The organism is Enterococcus ureasiticus, from assembly GCF_001730285.1.
In the GTDB taxonomy this organism is placed as follows: Bacteria; Bacillota; Bacilli; order Lactobacillales; family Enterococcaceae; genus Enterococcus_L; species Enterococcus_L ureasiticus.
The window spans coordinates 61,152-80,705 of the sequence record NZ_MIJZ01000015.1 but is presented as its reverse complement, the minus strand read 5'-3'; the positions used below and the strand labels follow the sequence as shown (position 1 = coordinate 80,705).

The window sequence follows — 19,554 nt, the reverse complement described above, 5'->3', positions numbered from 1 at the left end:
AGGATTGGGGGATAAGATAGATTGATTAAATTAGTCGCTATCGATTTAGATGGCACACTTTTAGATAGTAAAAAGGAAATATCTGCCAGAAACAAAGAAGCACTGGCACAAGCAAAAGCTGCAGGTGTTAAAATCGTCATTTGTACAGGACGACCGTTAGCCGCAATCGGTATTTATTTAGATGCGTTGAATTTGCGGGACAATGGCGATTACAGCATCACCTTCAATGGTGGTTTGGTTCAAAAAAATGATACAGGTGAAATCATTGAAAAAGCCTCTATGCCTTTAGAAAATGTCCATGATTTGTTTGAATTAGCTACATCATTGAACGTACCTTTAGATATTTTATCTGATGGACTTGTGTTGCAGCTACCAACAACACAGGATCATGAATCGTTATATAGCCAGTTAAATAAATTACTGACCTATGAATCTTACGAATTAGCGCAATTGACTACGGATAGAATCTACAATAAAGCCGTTATTGCAGTTGATCAAACTTATTTAGACGAGCAAATCAAAAAAATACCTAGCCCGTTTTACGATCGTTATGAAATCATCAAAACTAGAAGTAATTTACTAGAATTTATGCCTAAAGGAATTACGAAAGCATATGGGATTTCATTACTAGCCAGAGATTTGGGAATCAAGCAAGAAGAAATCATGACGATCGGCGATGAAGAAAATGATTTACCGATGATCGAATATGCGGGACTTGGTGTAGCGATGGAAAATGCTGTTCCTAGAGTGAAAAGTTTGGCAGACGTGATCACAGATACAAACGACAATGACGGTGTTGCACAAGCCGTTGAAAAATTTGTCTTAGAACCATTGAGAGGAGGGAATTAAATGGGATTTTTCGATAAAATAAAAAAAGCCTTTATGAACGAAAAAGAAGCGCAACCTGCTGAAATTGAAACCGATCAAACACTAGAAGAACCTGTGGAAAGAGACGAAGTTTCAGAAGAAAAACAAGAACCGATGGAACAAGTACAAGAAGAGTTTCCTGAAGAATCAACACAAGCACCAACGGAAGAACCAGAAACAGAACCGGAAATTGCCCCTTTGACTACGGCAACGCCAGTTGTTCAAACAGAAGAACTCGTTGAGCCTGAAGTGATTGAAGAACAAGAAGAAATCATTGTACAAGAAAAGTATGAAAAAGGGTTAGAAAAAACGCGAAAAACATTTGGCGCACGTTTGAATGAGTTATTCGCTAATTTCCGTTCAGTTGATGAAGATTTCTTTGAAGAACTAGAGGAAACCTTGATTGGTGCCGATGTTGGTTTTGATACAGCAATAAAAATCACAGAATCCTTACGTCAAGAAGTAAAACTTCGTAATGTGAAAAAACCTGCAGCAGTTCAAAATACAATTATTGAAAAAATGGTTGATTTGTACGAAGCAGAAGGCATCGAAGAAAATAATGCTTTGAATATTCAAGTAAATGGACTAACAGTGATGCTTTTTGTTGGTGTTAATGGAGTAGGGAAAACAACCAGTATTGGTAAACTAGCGCACGAGTTCAAGCAAGACGGAAAAAAAGTCTTGTTAGCAGCAGCAGATACCTTTAGAGCCGGTGCCATCGATCAGTTAGTGGTCTGGGGCGAACGTGCTGGTGTCGAAGTTGTTCGAGGCAATGCGGGTGGAGATCCAGCAGCGGTTGTTTTTGATGCAGTGGAACGAGCGAAGACAGAGAATGCGGATATCTTGCTTGTGGATACAGCAGGACGCTTGCAAAATAAAGTCAATTTGATGAACGAATTAGAAAAAATCAAGCGTGTGATTCAACGTGAATTGCCAGATGCACCGCATGAAGTATTACTTGTAGTCGATGCAACAACTGGGCAAAACGCGATGTCACAAGCGAAACAATTTAAAGAAACGACAGATGTCACTGGTTTAGTTTTAACTAAATTGGATGGTACAGCTAAAGGTGGGATCGTCTTAGCGATTCGCAATGAGCTGCATTTACCAGTGAAATTAGTTGGATTAGGTGAAGGAATCAATGATTTAGAACCGTTTGATGCAAATGATTTTGCAATTGGATTGTTTAAAGGCTTACTAAAAGTCGAAGATTAAAGAAACAACAAAAACCTTTTGAGTGACTACTTATGAGTAGACTTCCAAAAGGTTTTTTAATTCGTTAAAATATTGTTGGGACCATACCGCCATCCATTCGAATCGCTGCGCCGCTGAAAGCTGTGGCATAAGGACTGCTGATGAATGCAGTTAAACGTCCGATTTCACTTGGATCGATCAAGCGTTGAATTTGAGAGAGCGGTCGGTTGTTTGCCATAAATAATTTTTCTTTTTCTTCTAAGGTAATTGCTGGATCAGGATACATTTTTTCGATCATATCACGTACGCCTTCTGTCATTGTAGAACCAGGCATGATCGTATTGACCGTTACCTGCGTTCCTTTTGTTAACGTAGACAAACTCTTGGCTAAAGAAAGCTGCATGGTTTTTGTCATACTGTATTGTGGCATTTCTCCAGAAGGCATGACTGCTTCTTCACTAGCAATAAAAATGATTCTACCGAAGTTTGCACTTAACATTTTTGGTAGATAGAATTTGACGAGTGAGTTAGCAGCGAGTACATTTGTCCGAAAGAATTTTTCCCAAGTTTCATCCTCAATATCTTCATATGCCATTGGTTGGAAAATCCCCATGTTGTTAACAAGAATATCTAAGTGAGGAAATGTATCGAATAATAATTGGCAATTTTCTGGTGAGACAATATCGCCAACAGCGGATCGAGGTGTGGTTTCTGGAAAATGTTCTTTTAGTTCTTTAACGAGAGCTGTGACTTCTTGTTCATTACGACCATTGATCAAGACATTTGCACCTTCTTTAGCCAATTCAATCGCAATGGCTTTACCGATTCCTTTAGTAGAACCTGTGACTAATGCTGTTTTTCCTTTGATATTCATTTCCATGATGCCTATCTCCTCACTAAACGTTATTCAAAAAAGAATGTATCTGGATTAGGACCGACTCGGGTTCCATTGTCTAATTGATCGATCATAGCTAAATCTTCTGTTGCTAGTTCAAAGTCAAAAATCGCTGCATTACTTTTGATACGCGCTTCTTGGACCGATTTTGGAATAACGATAATATCGTTTTGGACATGCCATCTTAAAATAATTTGAGCTGCTGATTTCTGATATTTTTCTGCAAGTTTTAAAATTGTTTCATCCTCTAATAGTTGGCCTTGCATCAAAGGGGACCAAGCCTCAGTCTGGATTCCTTTTTCTTTTGCAAATGCTCGAACTTCTTTTTGGGCCATTCTGGGATGAAGTTCGACTTGATTGACTGTCGGTGTGATTCTCGATTTTTCAAGGAGTGTTTTTAGATGGTGGATTTCAAAGTTACTAACGCCAATCGCTTTGATTTTCCCACTAAGATATAAATCTTCCAACGCTGACCAAGGTTCTAAAAATTCGTTGTCTCCAGGCCAATGAATCAAATAAAGATCTAAATAATCCAATCCTAATGAGGCTAAACTGTCGTTAAAGGCTGCAATCGTTTGATCATAGTTTAACCCATGATTCCAAATTTTACTTGTGACAAACAACTCGTTACGTTTTTTCCCAGTTGAAGCTAGACCATGCTTGATACCTTCGCCGACACCTGCTTCATTGCCATAAATTTGTGCAGTATCAATACTTACATAACCCGCTTCGATTGCTTTTTGCACAGATAAAACAGTCTCTTCATTACTTACTTGAAATACGCCTAGACCAAATCCTGGCATTTTTACCTTATTGTTTAATAGAATTGTGTCTGTTAATGAATGGATCAATGCTCATCTTCCTTTCGCTTTTAAAGTAAATCTATCGTAACAGCTACTAGTTCAAATGAATAGTACGTACTTTAAAGTTCTATACATACCTAAAAGTAATTAATTGATTTTTATGCGTTTATTTGGTTAAATAACTCATGAAGGGATGTGCATGTATGGAAACAGTCCAAACAACAGTCGAAAAAAAATATAATATAGGGGTAGAAGTCACAATGGATGTGATTGGCGGTAAATGGAAACCGATTATTCTTTGCAATTTGAGGCATCAAGTCATGCGCACAAGTGAATTACTTAGAGCGATACCGAATATCTCGCAAAAAATGTTGACGCAACAGTTACGGGAATTGGAGCAAGATAATATTGTTGATCGAAAGTCCTATAACCAAATTCCTCCAAAAGTTGAATATAGCTTAAGTGAATATGGCGAATCATTAGGGGAAATTCTCGATTTACTTTGTTCTTGGGGAGAGACACATGCGGAGCATTTGATTGATAGTGGTGAAGCAATTAGTTTAAATTGTGATGACCAAAAGAGATAAACCAACAATTGAATAGTAAATAAGCATACTAAGATTATTGGATGAACACAATGATCTTAGTATGCTTAATTTTTATAGTATAAAAATAGGATTGACTCGCAATATCTCCACCAATAATGAGAATAATGCGATTGAAACAAAACAGCGTATTTTACTATGTCGCCTATCCGCCAGTCTTGCGACTGAATGGAGGTGTACCAAGCTGTTAGCATTTTTTTGCCCACTTCTTGTAGGAGTATTAATCTCTTTATTTGAGTATTGGCTAAATACCAAAAAGAAGAAGTGAAACAAAATATGGCGGCCTTAGCCCACGAAAACCCCCCAGAAGATCCTAACTCTTCAGGGAGTTAGTGTACCTCATGTCTTTTTGGGAACTAATTATATCATCGAGAACGAATTTTGTGCATAATAGAATGAAAAATTTATTTTTATTAGATTGCTAAACAGCAAACTGTCGCATTCCGCTTTTCTGATTACAAATTATTCGCTTCAATCCCATAATCTTCCGCAATTTTTTTCAAACTAAACCCTCGACCAAAAACTTCACTCGCATTCATTGAAACAATAAACGCTTCCTCATCAATTGCCATGACGTTCTCTTTGATCTTAGCAAAATCCTTTTCACTGATAACAGTCATCATCAACATACTTGGATTTTTTTGATAACCACCTTCGATCGGAATCATTGTTAATCCCTTATCCATATCAACTAAGATTTTTTCTTTGATTTCCGCATATTTTGGAGAAATGATCAGAACATTCTTAGAACGAACGAAACCGACTTGGACCATATCCACCACACGTCCGATAAGATATAAACAAATCAGAGAGAATAGTACGGTATCAGTATTAAAAACAAATAGCGCTGATAAAATCACGATGCCATCCACAAACAAAATAGACACACCTAGTGAAATTTTAAAATATTTATTAACGATTTGAGAGAGGATCGCTGTTCCCCCCGTTGAAGCATTCCCTCTGAATTCTAACCCTAATCCAATCCCAGTCAAAAGACCACCAAAGATCGTTGCGAGAAAAATATTATGGGTGAGCACAGGTAAATGCGTTGTGATTCCCACAAAAAAAGGATAAATCAAACTACCGTAAATTGTTTTGATCCCAACTTCTTTTCCAAGTAGCAAAAAGCAAAGAAGTAATAAAGGTAAGTTGATCGCATATAAAACTAAAGCCGGATTGATCCCAAATAGATAATTGATTACCACACTAATTCCGTTGGCACCACCAGCCACGATTTTATTTGGCAATAAAATCGAATTGATCGATACGGCTAAAATAAAAGAACCAATTGTTACGTATAATGTATCTTGGATTTGTCTTTTCGTAAATTTCATATAAAATGTTCCTCCATTTTCATAGAATATGGGGTATTTCCACTTTGAACAGAAAATAAGAGCAAAATAAAAAAGTTCAACAAATATCCCCTAGTTATACTATCACGAATGACTTGAAGATATCATGAGATAATTTTAATTTTTTAGCCGATGAATATGGTAAAATTAGAGAGAATTGAAAAACAGTCTCTATTTCCTCAAATAAAAGTTAAAAAACGATCATCCCATAGATTTTCATGATGCTGGATAATCGTTTGGGCGCCTAACAAATCGTTGTTTAACGTTGTACTCAGTCCACGCTTCATAAAACAAGTATAGCCTAAACCGTGAGCCATGCGGATGGTTGTATCAACACAATATTCTGTTTGAGCGCCGCAAAATTCAAGTTCAGTGACTGAAAGTTCATCTAACAGTTCTTTTAGTTTTGTTTGAAAAAAAGAATTGGCATGCGTTTTTCCGATGTAGAAGTCTTCAGTTCTAGCATCAAGTTCATCAAATAATTGCCAGTTGGGACTATCGACAACAAGATCGCAATCTTCATGCTGGATAAATATAATGGGTAGATGGTTATTTCGATAATCTGTAATACGTTGGTTTACACCTTCTAGTATATCCGTAAGACGAAATAATCCAGAACCAAAATTTTCTAGACCCTTTTGGAGATCGATCACTATCAAGGCTTTATTCTTCATTATTTGCTCCTCGGCTTTTAATTATTTTTCTTTTTAGTATACAATGAAGTCAAATGACTTGAAAGGATATACTTTAGTGAATAAAAAATCTAAAAGACCTATTTTTTTACCAATTAAGGAAGTTTTTTTTCTTTTTGACAAAATTTAAGCTAAAATATTCTTTTTGCTTCTCTTTTTCTATATAATGATGAGTAATGGAATAATAACAGGGAAGAAAGGCGACAGTATGAAATTTAAAGAGTTGTTACAGCAAAAAAATGCACGTCCGTATGTTATGGCTGCACGATTTGGATTAGAAAAAGAAAGTCAGCGCACGACATTTGATGGTCAGCTAGCAAAGACAGATCATCCGGAAGTTTTGGGGAATCGAACATATCATCCGTATATTCAAACTGATTTTAGCGAAACGCAAATGGAATTAATCACACCTGTGGCGAATTCTATCAATGAGATGATGCGTTATCTGGCAGCCATTCATGATGTAGCATTGCGTTCGATGAATAAACATGAGATGCTTTGGCCGCTAAGCATGCCGCCAAAATTACCGCTAAAAGATGAAGATATAAAAATTGCCAAACTAGAACAGTATGATGGGATTTTATATCGTCGCTACTTAGCAAGAGAATATGGCAAACGTAAACAAATGGTCAGCGGTATTCATTTTAATTTTGAATACGATATCGAGTTGGTCCAACAGCTTTTCTCAGCGCAAACAGAGTACGAAACGATTGAAGAATTCAAAAATATTTTATATATGAAAGTCTCACGTAACTATTTGCGTTACCGTTGGCTGATTACGTATTTATTTGGTGCTTCTCCTGTCAGTGAGTCGGGTTACTTTACTGAGCGTGAGGAACGACCGAAGGAGCCCGTCAGAAGTCTGCGAAACAGTGCATTTGGCTACAAAAACAATGAAAATGTCAAAGTATCCTATGAATCTTTGCAACAGTACATCACAGATATTCATCGGATGGTTGAAAATGGCATATTATCAGAAGAAAAAGAATTTTATTCGGCTGTTCGATTACGTGGCGGTAAACAAATGGCTGATTTGCCTAAGACTGGTGTTCGTTACATCGAACTTAGAAATCTGGATTTAAATCCATTTGCGCCACTTGGTGTGGATGAAGAGGCCCTTGAGTTTATTCATTTGTTTATGTTGTATTTATTATGGACGGACGAAAAAGAAGCGCCGAATGATTGGGTAGCGACAGGAGACTTCTTAAATGAACAAGTCGCATTGGGACATCCGTTTGCTCAGGTAAAACTTTTGGCAGAAGGGGATCGTATTTTTGCTGAAATGGATGAAATGATCGAAGCTTTAGGGCTGTTTAGAGCGAAAAAATCATTAGAAGTCCATCGAGCTCAGCTAAGAACACCAGATTTAACGATTGCCGGAAAGATGTGGACAATCATTGAAAGCAATTCTAATCAAGAATTAGGGATCATTTTTGGAAAAGAATACCAAGGGATGGCGTTTGAACATCCTTATCAATTAGCTGGTTTTAGAAATATGGAGCTCTCTACGCAGTTGTTTTTGTTTGACGTCATTCAAAAAGGTGTGGAAGTTGAGATATTAGATGAAGCAGAACAATTTTTAAAACTCAAACACAATGATCATATCGAATACGTTAAAAATGCGAATATGACGAGTAAAGATAGCTACATTGTTCCTTTGATTATGGAGAATAAGACCGTCACTAAAAAAGTTTTGGCAGAAGCTGGCTTTACCGTACCAGGTGGAGATGAGTTTGATGCAATAGAGCAAGCAGAACAAGCGTATGTAAAATATTCAGAAAAAGCGTTTGTCATCAAACCTAAGACAACCAATTATGGTCTTGGAATCACTATTTTTAAAGAAGGAGCATCTTTAGCTGATTATACAGAAGCCTTGAAATTAGCTTTTAAAGAAGATTCAGCTGTTTTGATCGAAGAATTTATGCCAGGAACAGAATACCGTTTCTTCGTTTTAGATGATCAAGTGCGGGCAATCATGTTGCGTGTGCCAGCTAATGTTGTCGGTGATGGGATTCGTTCGGTTGAAGCGTTAGTCGCAGAAAAGAATCTTGATCCATTAAGAGGAACGAATCACCGTTCGCCATTAGAGGTGATTCAGTTGGGGGATGTCGAGCGTTTGATGTTAAAAGAGCAGAATCTATTGACGACCTCTGTTCCAGAAAAAGATCAGATCGTCTATCTACGTGAAAACTCCAATGTTAGTACTGGTGGCGATTCAATCGACGTAACGGACAATTTTGACGAAAGCTACAAACAAATTGCTGTTGAAGCAGTTCAAGCTTTAGGTGCAAAAATCTGCGGAATTGACTTGATCATTCCTGATAAATCGGTCAAAGGAATGAAGAATAGCCGAACATATGGGATTATAGAAGCAAACTTTAACCCAGCGATGCATATGCATGCATATCCGCATTCGGGTAAAGGACGTCAGCTAACTATGGATGTATTGAACATGTTGTATCCAGAGCTGTTGGAGAAATAACAAAATTAGAAGCTTGAAATCCATGAGATTTCAAGCTTCTATTTCGTTATCATAAAATGGCGTTCTTAATATTCTAATTCTTTAATCGCAATTGTTTGTTTCGTCTCTTCTACTTCCAATCCAGTCTTCTCTTCCCACCATTGTTTCAGCTCACGTTCATAAGTTGTTGGAAACACAGCGACCACATCGCTCATTGTCTTACCTTGCAAATGAGCATAAGGATAATTCAAAATCAAATTATATTTAAGTTCAGTCAACAAACTATAATATTGAAACATCATATAATTCAACTCTTCATCATCAGATCCCAAAAGCACTTTCGGGGATCGATCCAGCATAAAACCAAAGCTACGCATCATAAACGTAAAAGCATCCATGTGATCCGCTTCGATTTGTTCTACTTCGCGTAATAATTTGATATGGACATTCAATGCATCAGCTAAATCTTGTTTCAATAAATGTGGTTCTACCATGATAATTCCTCCTATTTAATGAAATAATTTATGCCAAAAACTTTTTTTAGGTTGCTCTGTTTGAACAGCTGAAGCAGCTTGTTTCGGATATTTTTCTTCAATATCGATAACTTCTTCATTTACTGCCTCTTTTGCAGTTAAAACTAAACCTAAAGCATCTGGCGTATTCTCAACAAAGTCATTGACCACGGTGAATTTTACTTTCCGCTCATTGATCAACTTGATATAAGCCGATTGCAGATCAATAGCCATTGCGCCGTTCAATAGGACAGCAGCATCAGGATGCTGTGTCAGTTCTTTTAAGAAATTTGCTTTATCTTCAGTATTTTTCATCTGTGTAATCTTCATCGTCAAGTAACATCTTTCACGGAAAGTTCCCATGTATTTGCGCTGTTCTTCTGGTTTCAGTAGCGGGGTGCCATACATTGCATTGTCTAAATGTTTCTGTAAGTCATCTTGTGCCATTAATTATCTAACCTGCTTCCATATAGTCTTACTTCAAATTATAGCATAGAACAAACAGGAAACACCTGAAAGAACTGAATTTACTCGCTAATTGAGAATGAACAAAAGCTAAAAAGGTATTGCTTTTATTAGTAATTTCGCATAGACTAATAAGTAAGAATGAAAATCATTCTCAATTAGAAAAGCTGAGCAAGCTCGCTCAGTTCTGACAGAAAAATAGGAAAACATGATTGTGCTGTTTTTGGGCACGAGCAGGTTTTATCTTTTTTCCGAAGAACTAGTTTGTAAAGCTAGACAAAGAGAAAAGTTGAACAGACTCGTTCAGCACCGACAGAAAAATAGGAAAACATGATTGTGCCGCTTTTGGGCACGAGCAGGTTTTATCTTTTTTCCGAGGAGCTAGTCTGTAAAGCTAGACAAAGAGAAAAGTTGAGCAAGCTCGCTTAGTTCTTTAGAAGCTTTCATTCCAGCAAGTAGAAAAACGGAGCAAGTATATGAAAAAAATAGGCCTATTTGTTCTCTTACTCCTTTTGATTGTATTATCGATTTTTGTCGGGGTGAAAGATATTTCTCTGACACAATTATTTCAATGGGATTCACAGCAACAATTAGTATTGTTAACAACGCGGCTGCCCCGAACGATTAGTTTGGTGATTGCCGGGAGTACAATTAGTATCTCTGGGTTGATCATGCAGCATTTAACACAGAATAAATTTGTTTCGCCAAGTACAGCAGGTACGATGGATAGTGCACGTTTAGGAATTTTAGTCGTGATGATTTTTTTCCCCAGTGCGCCGTTATTATTTCGATCCTTTATCGCATTCTTGTTTGCTTTTGGCGGTACATTGATTTTTATTTATTTAACACGGTTTTTGCCAGCAAAAAATCAAGTAATGATTCCGCTGATCGGTGTGATGTTTGGGAATATTATAGGTTCGGTGGCGACATTTTTTGCCTATCAATTCCAACTGGTTCAAAATATGTCTTCTTGGTTACAAGGGAACTTTTCTACCGTGATGAAAGGGAATTATGAACTACTTTATCTGACGATTCCGTTATTGATCATCACGTATCTTTTTGCGTATCGCTTTACAGTCGTCGGTATGGGTGAAGATATGGCAACGAATCTGGGGTTGAATTATCAGCGTATCCAATTATTCGGTTTAGGGATTGTTGCGTTATCTAGTGCGGTTGTCTTGATTATGGTAGGAAATATTCCATTTTTAGGTGTAATCGTTCCTAATCTAGTGTCGATGCGATATGGCGATCATATGAAAAATACACTGGCGATCACAGCGGTCGGCGGAAGTATCTTTTTATTAGCGTGTGATGTTTTAGCGCGTGTCGTGATTGCACCATATGAAGTGCCGGTCAGCGTGGTTGTTGGCGTACTTGGAAGCTTTATCTTTATCGCATTATTGATGAGGAGGAAAACAGCATGAAAAAATTCTTCCAGTCAGCAGCGGTAAAAATTAGTTTATTGTTGATTGCGGTGATTGTGGTTTGCGCCTTGTATTTATCGTATAAAACCTATGGAAATTGGGCCTTTGCTTTAGAGCTTAGAGGAAAAAAATTACTGGCTTTTATTTTTGTGGGGATCGCTGCAACATTTTCAACGATCAGTTTTCAGACGATGACGCAGAACCATTTTTTAACGCCGAATATTTTGGGTTTGGATTCATTATATGTTTTTATTCAGACCTTGTTGTTTTTCTTTTTAGGTGGACAGCAGCTTTTAGGTAATGAAACAATCACTACATTTCTTTTGAACGTTTTATTGATGGTGAGTGCGAGTATTATGTTGTCTCGTTTCTTGTTGGAAAAAGGTGGTAACGATCTGTTTTTATTATTAATGATCGGGATTATTTTAGGGACCTTTTTCAATAGTATCAGTACGTTCCTGCAAGTTGTGATGGACCCGAATGAATATGATTTGCTGCAAGGTAAATTATTTGCTAGTTTTGGGAATGTGAATAGTCAGCATCTGTTGATTGCCGGGATTTTGATCACGTTATTAGTGGGATTTTTATGGTTCAAAAGTCATGCGTTAGATGTTTTGCATTTAGGTAATGAGCAAGCAACTAGTTTAGGGATCAATGTTCCGAGATTTCAGTTTGTGTTATTGACTGTGATCAGTGGTTTGATAGGATTATCGACGGCTTTGGTGGGGCCTGTGACCTTTCTCGGATTTATTGTTGCCAATATGAGCTATCAGTTAATGGGTACATATAGACATCGTGAGTTATTTTTAGGCGGTAGTTTATTGTCCATCCTTTTGTTAGTATTTGGACAGTTTCTTGTAGAGCAAGTGTTTCAGCTGAATACGACGTTAAGTATTGTGATCGAATTTGGCGGCGGTGTATATTTTGTCGGAAAGATTATTAGTGAAAGGAAGCAGCGTAGATGATCGAAATCAAAAATGTTTCAAAAAGATATGGTGAAAAGATTGTAGTTTCAGAGGTTCAATTGCCGATCACAGAACAAAAATTGACCGCTTTTATCGGTCCAAATGGGGCAGGGAAAAGTACGCTGCTTTCAATGATGAGCCGCTTGATTCCAAAAGATACTGGTGAGATTTATTTAGATCACAATGAAGTAAAGACGTGGAAACAAAGCGAACTGTCTAAAAAGTTATCGATTTTAAAACAAACAAATGGTATCAATCTTAAAATCACGGTTCGAGAGTTAGTTAATTTTGGACGTTTCCCTTATAGTAAAGGGCGTTTGAAAAAAGAAGATCATGAAAAAGTTGAAGAAGCAATGGAAAATCTAGGACTGTTGGATATGGCCGATGATTTAATTGATACTTTGTCAGGTGGGCAACTACAGCGTGTGTATATTGCCATGGTCTTAGCTCAGGATACGGATTATATTTTATTGGATGAGCCTTTAAACAATTTAGATATGAACTTTGCGGTTCAAATGATGCAGACGCTGCGTCGCTTAGTCGATGAATTTGGCAAAACAGTGGTAATTGTGTTACATGATATCAATTTTGCAGCTAGTTATGCAGATGAGATCGTAGCAATGAAAGATGGTCGGTTATTTACTCATGGTAGTACAGATGACATTATTCAATCCGAAGTTTTGAATAAACTTTATGATATGAACATCCGAATTTGTGAAATTGAAGGAAAAAGATTTTGTATGTATTTTAACTAGAAAAGCTGAGAGCTAACGCTCGAAGCTAGATCACAAGAAAAGCAGAAAAAACACTTTAATCTATTGTAGAAAAAAATTTAAAAACATTAATTAAACTGGGGGAAATAAAATGAAAAAGAAATTTTTAGCAATTGCAACGGTATCAATGATCGCACTGCTTACTTTAGGTGCGTGTGGTAACAACGGGAAAAAAGCGACAGATGGTTCAGCTTCGAAAGAATCAAGTTCAGATACAGCAAAAACAATCACAGTAAACGATTCAAATGGTTCAATAGAAGTACCTAAAAATCCTAAAAAAGTCGTTGTTTTTGATAATGGCTCATTGGATACAATGGACGCATTGGGGGTTGGTGATACAGTTGTTGGTGCTCCAACAAAGAATTTACCAGAGTATTTAGCTGACTACAAAAAAGTAGAATCAGCTGGTGGAATCAAAGAGCCTGATTTAGAGAAAATCAACCAAATGAAACCTGATATGATCATTATTTCTGGACGCCAACGAGATTTCCAAGATAAATTAAGCAAAATCGCACCAACAATTTATCTATCAGTCGATGCTAAAGACACATGGAATTCTACGAAGAAAAACATCGAAACGTTAGCTGAAATCTTCGATAAAAAAGATGAAGCGAAGACAAAAATCACTGATTTAGAAAAAGAAATTGCAGATGTTAAAGAAAAAGCTGAAGCTAGTGATGAAAAAGCGTTGGTTGTCTTGGTAAATGAAGGACAACTTTCAGCGTATGGTACAGGTTCTCGTTTCGGAATTGTTCATGATACATTCGGCTTTAAACAAGCAGATGATGCCATCGAAGCATCAACTCATGGCCAAAGCGTTTCTTATGAATATGTTTTAGAAAAAAATCCAGATATCTTGTTTGTTGTTGACCGTACGAAAGCAATCGGTGGCGATGATACGAATGATAATGTAGAAAATAATGAATTGGTAAAACAAACGAACGCTGGCAAAAATGGTAAAGTTATTTCTTTACAACCTGATGTTTGGTACCTAAGTGGTGGTGGATTAGAGTCTACGCACTTGATGATTGAAGATGTAAAAAAGGCGTTGAAGTAATCTTTACTAAATAAAAAATCGGGACATAGGTCGGATAATGACCTATGTCCCGATTTTTAATAGAGTATCAAAAACTGATTATAAGCTAAATTGATCTTCTCTTTTTTTCTTAGTGAAATAAACGGCTGCAATTAAAGTTACACCCATAGAGACTACGAATGAGCTAGTTTCAGTTTCACCTGTTTCAGGTAATTTTTTATGCTCTTTTTTAGGAGTTTCTGTTTTAACAGGTAGTTGATTTAATAGGTTAGGTATTGCTGCTGTTTGAATATTTGGTGTTGGGTCAGCAGGTGTAGCAGGTACTTCAACTATTTTTCTATACGTAGCAACAAAGTTTTGATCTTCTAAACCATATGTTCCACTGAATGTTGTGGAAGGATTTGAATAAGTTGCTTGAGAAATTCCTAAATATTCATAACCAGCCACTTCAGGTGCAGTAATAGTGAATGTATCGTTAAATTTACCAGCTTGGGAAACAACATCTCCTAATGGTACACCGTTTTCATCGACACAAACTACACTAACTGTTGTTTGTACGCGATCATAACGATATGTCACAGATTGCTCAGTTTCTGTAAATGTACCTGTATAGTTAAGAGGTGTTTCGACTAACGTGTAACCTGGAATATTTTTTGGTTCAGTCGTATAAGTTTCACCAACAAATCCTCCTAAAACAGTCACTGCTTGTGTAAGTTCGTTACCTAAGTCATCCAGGTGAAGAACAAAGACATTTCCGCCGACGATTCCAGCAAGTTGTCTAACAGTAACAGAAATAGCATAACTACCTGTAGCAGAACTTGGGAATGTTAGTTGTAAGCCTAAATGACCAGTAGCGTCTGCAATTGGGATTGCCAGTGCATCGGAAGTAGAAACAAATTCATACTTTCCAGCTGTAAGAGGCAATTCAAGATTTGTTGTTGTGCCTACTTCGCCAGTAATAGGAAGATTTTGAATAATGCCCGTTGTCTGATCTATAAGACTAACAGTCACTGTTACATTCGTAGCAGCTTTTTCTTTTTTAGGTTGTTCTTTTTTTTCTGATTCTTTTTCAGTTTCAGTTTTAGCTTCTTCTTTTGTAGGATCTTTTTCTGGTTTGTTTTCAGGCTTAGATTCTTCTACCGGTGTTTCAGGTTTAGTTTCTGATTCTGTTTGTTTCTCAGGTTCAACCTCTTTTTCAGCTTCAGGCTGTTCTTTTTCAGGAACGATCTCTTGTTGTTGCTCTGATGGAGCTGATGGTGTTTCTTCAGCAAGTGCACATTGTGCATTCAATAATGTAGGCGCTAGTAAAGTAACCAATGCTAAACTAGCAAATCTTTTGTTTTTTTTCATTTTCCCTTCTCCTCCTAGATAGTATCAAATCATTTTGATACCAATTAAAGTATACCATTATCAAGTATGAGCTTTTTATCAAAAAAAGACATTATTTTATAAGAAATAGAGAACAAAGTAATAGATTGTAATTCAAGTGTCAATTTTTTTTGACACAGGAGAGTGATAGAAATAGAGCGTTTACAAGTCTTTATCGAAGGCTATATGGATATGGTAATTTAAATACATGGATAAAAATCTTTGTTGACTCTCACTAAAATTTTATGCTACAATCCATATAATACATTATCTATTAAAATTAAATGTGAAGATAAGGAAAGTATTTTTCAGATAACTCAAAGAGAGTCTCGTTTGGTGGGAAGAGACAGTGAATATGGAAAAGAAAATGGCCTTTGAACAAATTGATTGAACACGTTAAGATCAATTCAGGTGCGCCTGTTATAGCGCCTCAGTATGTTCGTACTGAAAGAGTGGGCTTATTATGTAAGTCAATTGAAGGTGGTATCGCGAAAGTTGAAACTCTCGTCCTTTTATTAGGATGAGAGTTTTTTGTTGTGAATCACTACGACTGGCTCCGCCAGAGTAGATGATGAACAATACTTGGCGACCAAAGGGAGAGAAGTTACCATACTAGTGAATCACGGTACACAGCTTCCAACTCATTGTTGTAAAACACGAAGAACAAAGTGATTCGATGATGAACAATATTCAGCTTTTCTGACATCTACACAAAAAGGTAGGAGTAGTTAATGTATATAGACACTGAAGGGGGAAACAAAAATGAAGAAAAAGTTATTAGTCGTAAGCGCAGTGTTAACGGGATTATTACTAACAGCATGCGGGGGCAACGACAAAAAAGAAACGGCTAAAAGCGAAGACGGGACAATCGCAACAAGTCAAAAAATCGAAATCAGTTCACCAGCACCACTTTCAACATTAGATACAACACAAACAATGGATAAAAACACCTTTACGATCGTTCAACATCTTTTTGAAGGGCTGTATCGTTTTGATGATGATAGTACACCGATTCCAGGATTGGCAGAAAAAGTCGAGATCAGCGAAGATGGCTTAACGTATAAATTTACACTCAAAGACGATATAAAATGGAGTAATGGTGAGCCGATCACGGCACAAGATTTTCTTTATTCATGGAAAAAACTAGTAACACCGGCAACGATAGGTCCAAATGCTTATTTACTAGACAACGTGAAAAACAGCAAAGCAATCCGCAATGGGGAGAAATCTATTGACGAGATCGGTCTTTCAGCACCAAGTGATAAAGAATTTGAAGTCACATTAGAACAGGCGCAACCATCATTTTTAACAGTCGTATCGATTGGTTGGTTAGCACCGCAAAATCAGGCTTATGTTGAGAAACAAGGAAAAGAGTATGCAGCTGATAGTGACCATTTAATATACAGCGGACCCTTTATCTTAACGGATTGGGATGCTTCATCTGATACATGGACATTAAAGCAAAATCCTGAATATTATGATGCTGATAAAGTGAAATTAGAAGAAGTTAAAGTGAATACAATTAAAGAAGAGAATACTGGGATTAATTTATACCAGTCAAATGAGTTGGATTTAGTTCGGATCAGTGGTCAATATGTTCAACAATATAGCGATGATGAGGGCTATGTCACACATTCAGATGTCGCCAATTATTATTTAGATTTCAATAAAAAAGAAGGAACAGCGCCAGCAAATATCCATCTTAGAAAAGCAATTGCCCAAGCAATCGACAAAGATGCCTTAACAAAAAATGTGCTAAACGATGGATCAAAACCATTAAATGGCTTGATCCCAAGTAACCTGTACAAAAATCCTGAAACTTCTGAAGACTTTAGAAAGTTTAGTGGTGACCATTTAGTTCATGATGTGAAAAAAGCGCAAGCAGAGTGGGAAAAAGCCAAAGCTGATTTAGGTGATAAAATTAAGTTATCACTTTTAGTTTCTGATGATGATAATGGGAAAAAAATCTCTGAATATGTCCAAAGTCAATTGCAAGAAAACTTAAAAGGTATCGAAATTACAATCAATGCACAACCAAAAAATAATGTTTTACAAACGCGTAAAGATAAAGACTACGAACTATCATTATCTGGCTGGATCGCAGGGAGCAGTGATTTAGATTCTTACTTTAATTTATATGCTGGAGAATCTGCTTATAATTATGGATCATATAAAAATACTGACTATGATAAATTGATCACGGATGCACGTACAGTGAATGCAAATAAACCTAGTGAGCAATTTGATAACTACAAAGAAGCAGAAGATATTTTATTGGATCAAGATGCTGCTCAAGTACCACTTTATCAAAGTGCGTCTAATTATTTGATCAATCCAAAAATCAAAGGGATCAGCTATCACTTATACGGCGACTATTTCAACCTGAGAACGGCTTATTTAGAAGAATAAAAAACACTATATGAGTTAAAAATTTGAAATGAAAGAGGTATACGATGACTGAATTATTAGAACGATTTATCCGATATGTTAAAGTCAACACTCGCTCAGATGCCGCGAGTCAGACAGTTCCGACAACACCAGGGCAAGTGGACTTTGCAAGAATCATCGAAAAAGAATTAGTAGAAATTGGACTTTCTGATATTCACTACAATGAAAAAAATGGTTTCTTAACGGCTGCTTTACCTGCAACCACAAATGAGAAGATACCGACGATTGGGTTTATTGCGCATTTGGATACAGCTGATTATAACGCTGAGAATATTCAGCCCAACATTTTTCCCAATTACGATGGTCAAGATGTTGTACTGAATGAAAAACTTGGAATCATCATGGCAACCGAAGAGTTTCCCAATCTGAAAGAGTATATCGGTCAAACCTTGATCACAACCGATGGAACGACCCTTTTAGGAGCAGACGATAAAGCTGGAATCGTAGAAATTTTAGATGCAGTTGAGTATCTATTGGCCCATCCTGAAATTCCTCATGGAGAAGTATTACTTGCTTTTGGACCAGATGAAGAAATTGGACGTGGTGCAGATCGTTTTGATGCGGCGAATTTTCCAGCAGCATTTGCTTATACAATAGATAGTGGCAGAGTCGGTTGCTTTGAATATGAAACGTTCAACGCGGCACAAGCTGTGATCACGATCGAAGGGACAAGTGTCCATCCAGGAACGGCCTATGGAACGATGTTCAATGCAATCAAATTGGGGGAGAAGATAGATGCTCAATTACCTCAAGCGGAAGTTCCGGAAAAAACACGTGGACATGAAGGATTTTATTTACTGACAAAATTTGTTGGAAGCTTAGACCATGCCGAGTTGACGTATATCATTCGGGATCATGACAAGAACCTTTTCCAAAAAAGAAAACAACAACTTACGGATATTGTCGGTGAATTAAATAAATCATTCGACAAAGAACGGATCAGGATTGACTTTCTAGATCAGTATTACAACATGAAAGAGATCATCGAAAAAGATATGACATCTGTAGAACTAGCTGTTAAAGCAATGGAAAATCTAGGAATCAAACCGGATATCCAACCCTTTCGTGGCGGAACAGATGGATCGAAAATCTCGTTCATGGGGATTCCGACCCCTAATTTATTTACAGGCGGTGAAAATTTCCATGGGCAATATGAGTTTATTACATTAGAGTCAATGGAACTAGCTGCAAAAACAATCATAGAAATCATTAAAGAAAATACGATTAAATCAAAAGTTTAAGAAAAAAATCAATTTTTATATAAAAAATAGTTGACAATATTAGAGTTTTCTAATATGATTATCCTCAATAGCAAAGCTTTGAGAAAGAGGAGTAACAACACTGGAACTTTTCAGAGAGCTGATGGGACTGCGAATCAGTAAGGGATGGGTTGTGAATGGACTTTCGAGCGAAATGTTGAATCTCAGTAGGCATTTTCGGGAACTCCCGTTATAGAGTAAGGTCGTTGATAGACGACTGATAAGAGGAAAGACTTTCTTTCAAACTTGAGGTGGCACCGTGAATTTTTCGCCCTCAAACCACAGATTTTGTGTGGTTTGGGGGCTTATTTTATTGTAAAGCGTGAAAAAAGTGGTTTACAATAAAAGGTGTGTTAAGGAGAGAAAAGTAACCTTACTAGGAATCACCAAACACTCTGATCCCAAATGATCAATAGTGAACAGCGATTCCAAGGT

The 19,554-nt window shown here is 36.9% G+C and carries 17 protein-coding genes and 2 other annotated features; of the genes, 10 read left to right on the top strand and 7 right to left on the bottom strand.

Features of this window, described 5'->3' with window-relative positions; genetic code table 11:
• Positions 1-21 precede the first annotated feature (21 nt).
• Both BCR21_RS13030 and ftsY read left to right on the top strand, forming a co-directional pair.
• Positions 22-849 (top strand): Cof-type HAD-IIB family hydrolase, encoded by an 828-nt coding sequence (locus tag BCR21_RS13030; RefSeq protein WP_069646903.1) that lies wholly within the window; start codon positions 22-24, stop codon positions 847-849.
• Entirely contained in the window at positions 850-2,082 is a 1,233-nt protein-coding gene (gene ftsY / locus BCR21_RS13025) for a signal recognition particle-docking protein FtsY (protein WP_069646902.1), read from the top strand.
• Positions 2,083-2,146: 64 nt separating this feature from the next.
• Here ftsY and BCR21_RS13020 read toward each other — a convergent pair whose 3' ends face one another.
• A complete protein-coding gene (locus tag BCR21_RS13020) occupies positions 2,147-2,941 on the bottom strand; it encodes an SDR family NAD(P)-dependent oxidoreductase (protein WP_069646901.1) in 795 nt (264 codons plus the stop codon).
• Between the two features lie 23 nt (positions 2,942-2,964).
• Positions 2,965-3,807, bottom strand: a complete 843-nt coding sequence (locus tag BCR21_RS13015) for an aldo/keto reductase (RefSeq protein ID WP_069646900.1) — start codon at positions 3,805-3,807, stop codon at positions 2,965-2,967.
• Positions 3,808-3,962: 155 nt separating this feature from the next.
• Here BCR21_RS13015 and BCR21_RS13010 point away from each other — a divergent pair, with 155 nt between their 5' ends.
• Entirely contained in the window at positions 3,963-4,346 is a 384-nt protein-coding gene (locus BCR21_RS13010) for a winged helix-turn-helix transcriptional regulator (protein WP_069646899.1), read from the top strand.
• A 473-nt stretch (positions 4,347-4,819) separates the two neighbouring features.
• Here the strand turns inward: BCR21_RS13010 and BCR21_RS13005 are convergent, their stop codons facing one another.
• Together BCR21_RS13005 and BCR21_RS13000 are read right to left on the bottom strand one after the other, a co-directional pair.
• The gene (locus BCR21_RS13005; protein ID WP_069646898.1) at positions 4,820-5,698 is read right to left on the bottom strand and encodes a YitT family protein; all 879 of its coding nucleotides are present in this window, start codon (positions 5,696-5,698) and stop codon (positions 4,820-4,822) included.
• A gap of 197 nt (positions 5,699-5,895) precedes the next feature.
• Positions 5,896-6,390 carry a cysteine hydrolase family protein gene (locus tag BCR21_RS13000; RefSeq protein ID WP_069646897.1) on the bottom strand — a complete coding sequence of 165 codons (495 nt, stop codon included), beginning with the start codon at positions 6,388-6,390 and terminating at the stop codon, positions 5,896-5,898.
• A 226-nt stretch (positions 6,391-6,616) separates the two neighbouring features.
• On the opposite strand from BCR21_RS13000, the gene gshAB reads away from it, so the two are divergent.
• Positions 6,617-8,890 (top strand): bifunctional glutamate--cysteine ligase/glutathione synthetase, encoded by a 2,274-nt coding sequence (gene gshAB / locus BCR21_RS12995; protein ID WP_069646896.1) that lies wholly within the window; start codon positions 6,617-6,619, stop codon positions 8,888-8,890.
• A 65-nt stretch (positions 8,891-8,955) separates the two neighbouring features.
• Here the strand turns inward: gshAB and BCR21_RS12990 are convergent, their stop codons facing one another.
• Both BCR21_RS12990 and BCR21_RS12985 read right to left on the bottom strand, forming a co-directional pair.
• Entirely contained in the window at positions 8,956-9,363 is a 408-nt protein-coding gene (locus BCR21_RS12990; protein ID WP_069646895.1) for a hypothetical protein, read from the bottom strand.
• 15 nt (positions 9,364-9,378) lie between these two features.
• On the bottom strand, positions 9,379-9,828 hold the full coding sequence (locus tag BCR21_RS12985) for a YueI family protein (protein WP_069646894.1): 450 nt from the start codon (positions 9,826-9,828) through the stop codon (positions 9,379-9,381).
• A gap of 494 nt (positions 9,829-10,322) precedes the next feature.
• On the opposite strand from BCR21_RS12985, the gene fitA reads away from it, so the two are divergent.
• The 4 genes from fitA (at position 10,323) to fitD (ending at position 14,065) form a co-directional block, all read left to right on the top strand.
• A complete protein-coding gene (fitA, locus tag BCR21_RS12980) occupies positions 10,323-11,270 on the top strand; it encodes an iron chelate ABC transporter permease FitA (protein ID WP_069646893.1) in 948 nt (315 codons plus the stop codon).
• Positions 11,267-12,235, top strand: coding sequence for an iron chelate uptake ABC transporter family permease subunit FitB (fitB, locus tag BCR21_RS12975; protein ID WP_069646892.1), 969 nt, complete (start codon positions 11,267-11,269; stop codon positions 12,233-12,235). The genes fitA and fitB overlap by 4 nt, the downstream gene beginning before the upstream one ends.
• Entirely contained in the window at positions 12,232-12,990 is a 759-nt protein-coding gene (gene fitC / locus BCR21_RS12970) for an iron chelate ABC transporter ATP-binding protein FitD (RefSeq protein ID WP_069646891.1), read from the top strand. The genes fitB and fitC overlap by 4 nt, the downstream gene beginning before the upstream one ends.
• Before the next feature lie 109 nt (positions 12,991-13,099).
• The gene (gene fitD, locus BCR21_RS12965; RefSeq protein WP_069646890.1) at positions 13,100-14,065 is read left to right on the top strand and encodes an iron chelate ABC transporter substrate-binding protein FitD; all 966 of its coding nucleotides are present in this window, start codon (positions 13,100-13,102) and stop codon (positions 14,063-14,065) included.
• Positions 14,066-14,143: 78 nt separating this feature from the next.
• Here the strand turns inward: fitD and BCR21_RS12960 are convergent, their stop codons facing one another.
• A complete protein-coding gene (locus BCR21_RS12960; RefSeq protein ID WP_069646889.1) occupies positions 14,144-15,394 on the bottom strand; it encodes a MucBP domain-containing protein in 1,251 nt (416 codons plus the stop codon).
• A gap of 298 nt (positions 15,395-15,692) precedes the next feature.
• Positions 15,693-15,927, top strand: a binding site (T-box leader).
• 247 nt (positions 15,928-16,174) lie between these two features.
• Here BCR21_RS12960 and BCR21_RS12955 point away from each other — a divergent pair.
• Both BCR21_RS12955 and pepT read left to right on the top strand, forming a co-directional pair.
• A complete protein-coding gene (locus tag BCR21_RS12955) occupies positions 16,175-17,821 on the top strand; it encodes a peptide ABC transporter substrate-binding protein (protein WP_069646888.1) in 1,647 nt (548 codons plus the stop codon).
• Positions 17,822-17,865: 44 nt separating this feature from the next.
• Positions 17,866-19,101, top strand: coding sequence for a peptidase T (gene pepT / locus BCR21_RS12950; protein WP_069646887.1), 1,236 nt, complete (start codon positions 17,866-17,868; stop codon positions 19,099-19,101).
• A 69-nt stretch (positions 19,102-19,170) separates the two neighbouring features.
• Positions 19,171-19,398, top strand: a binding site (T-box leader).
• Positions 19,399-19,554: the final 156 nt, after the last annotated feature.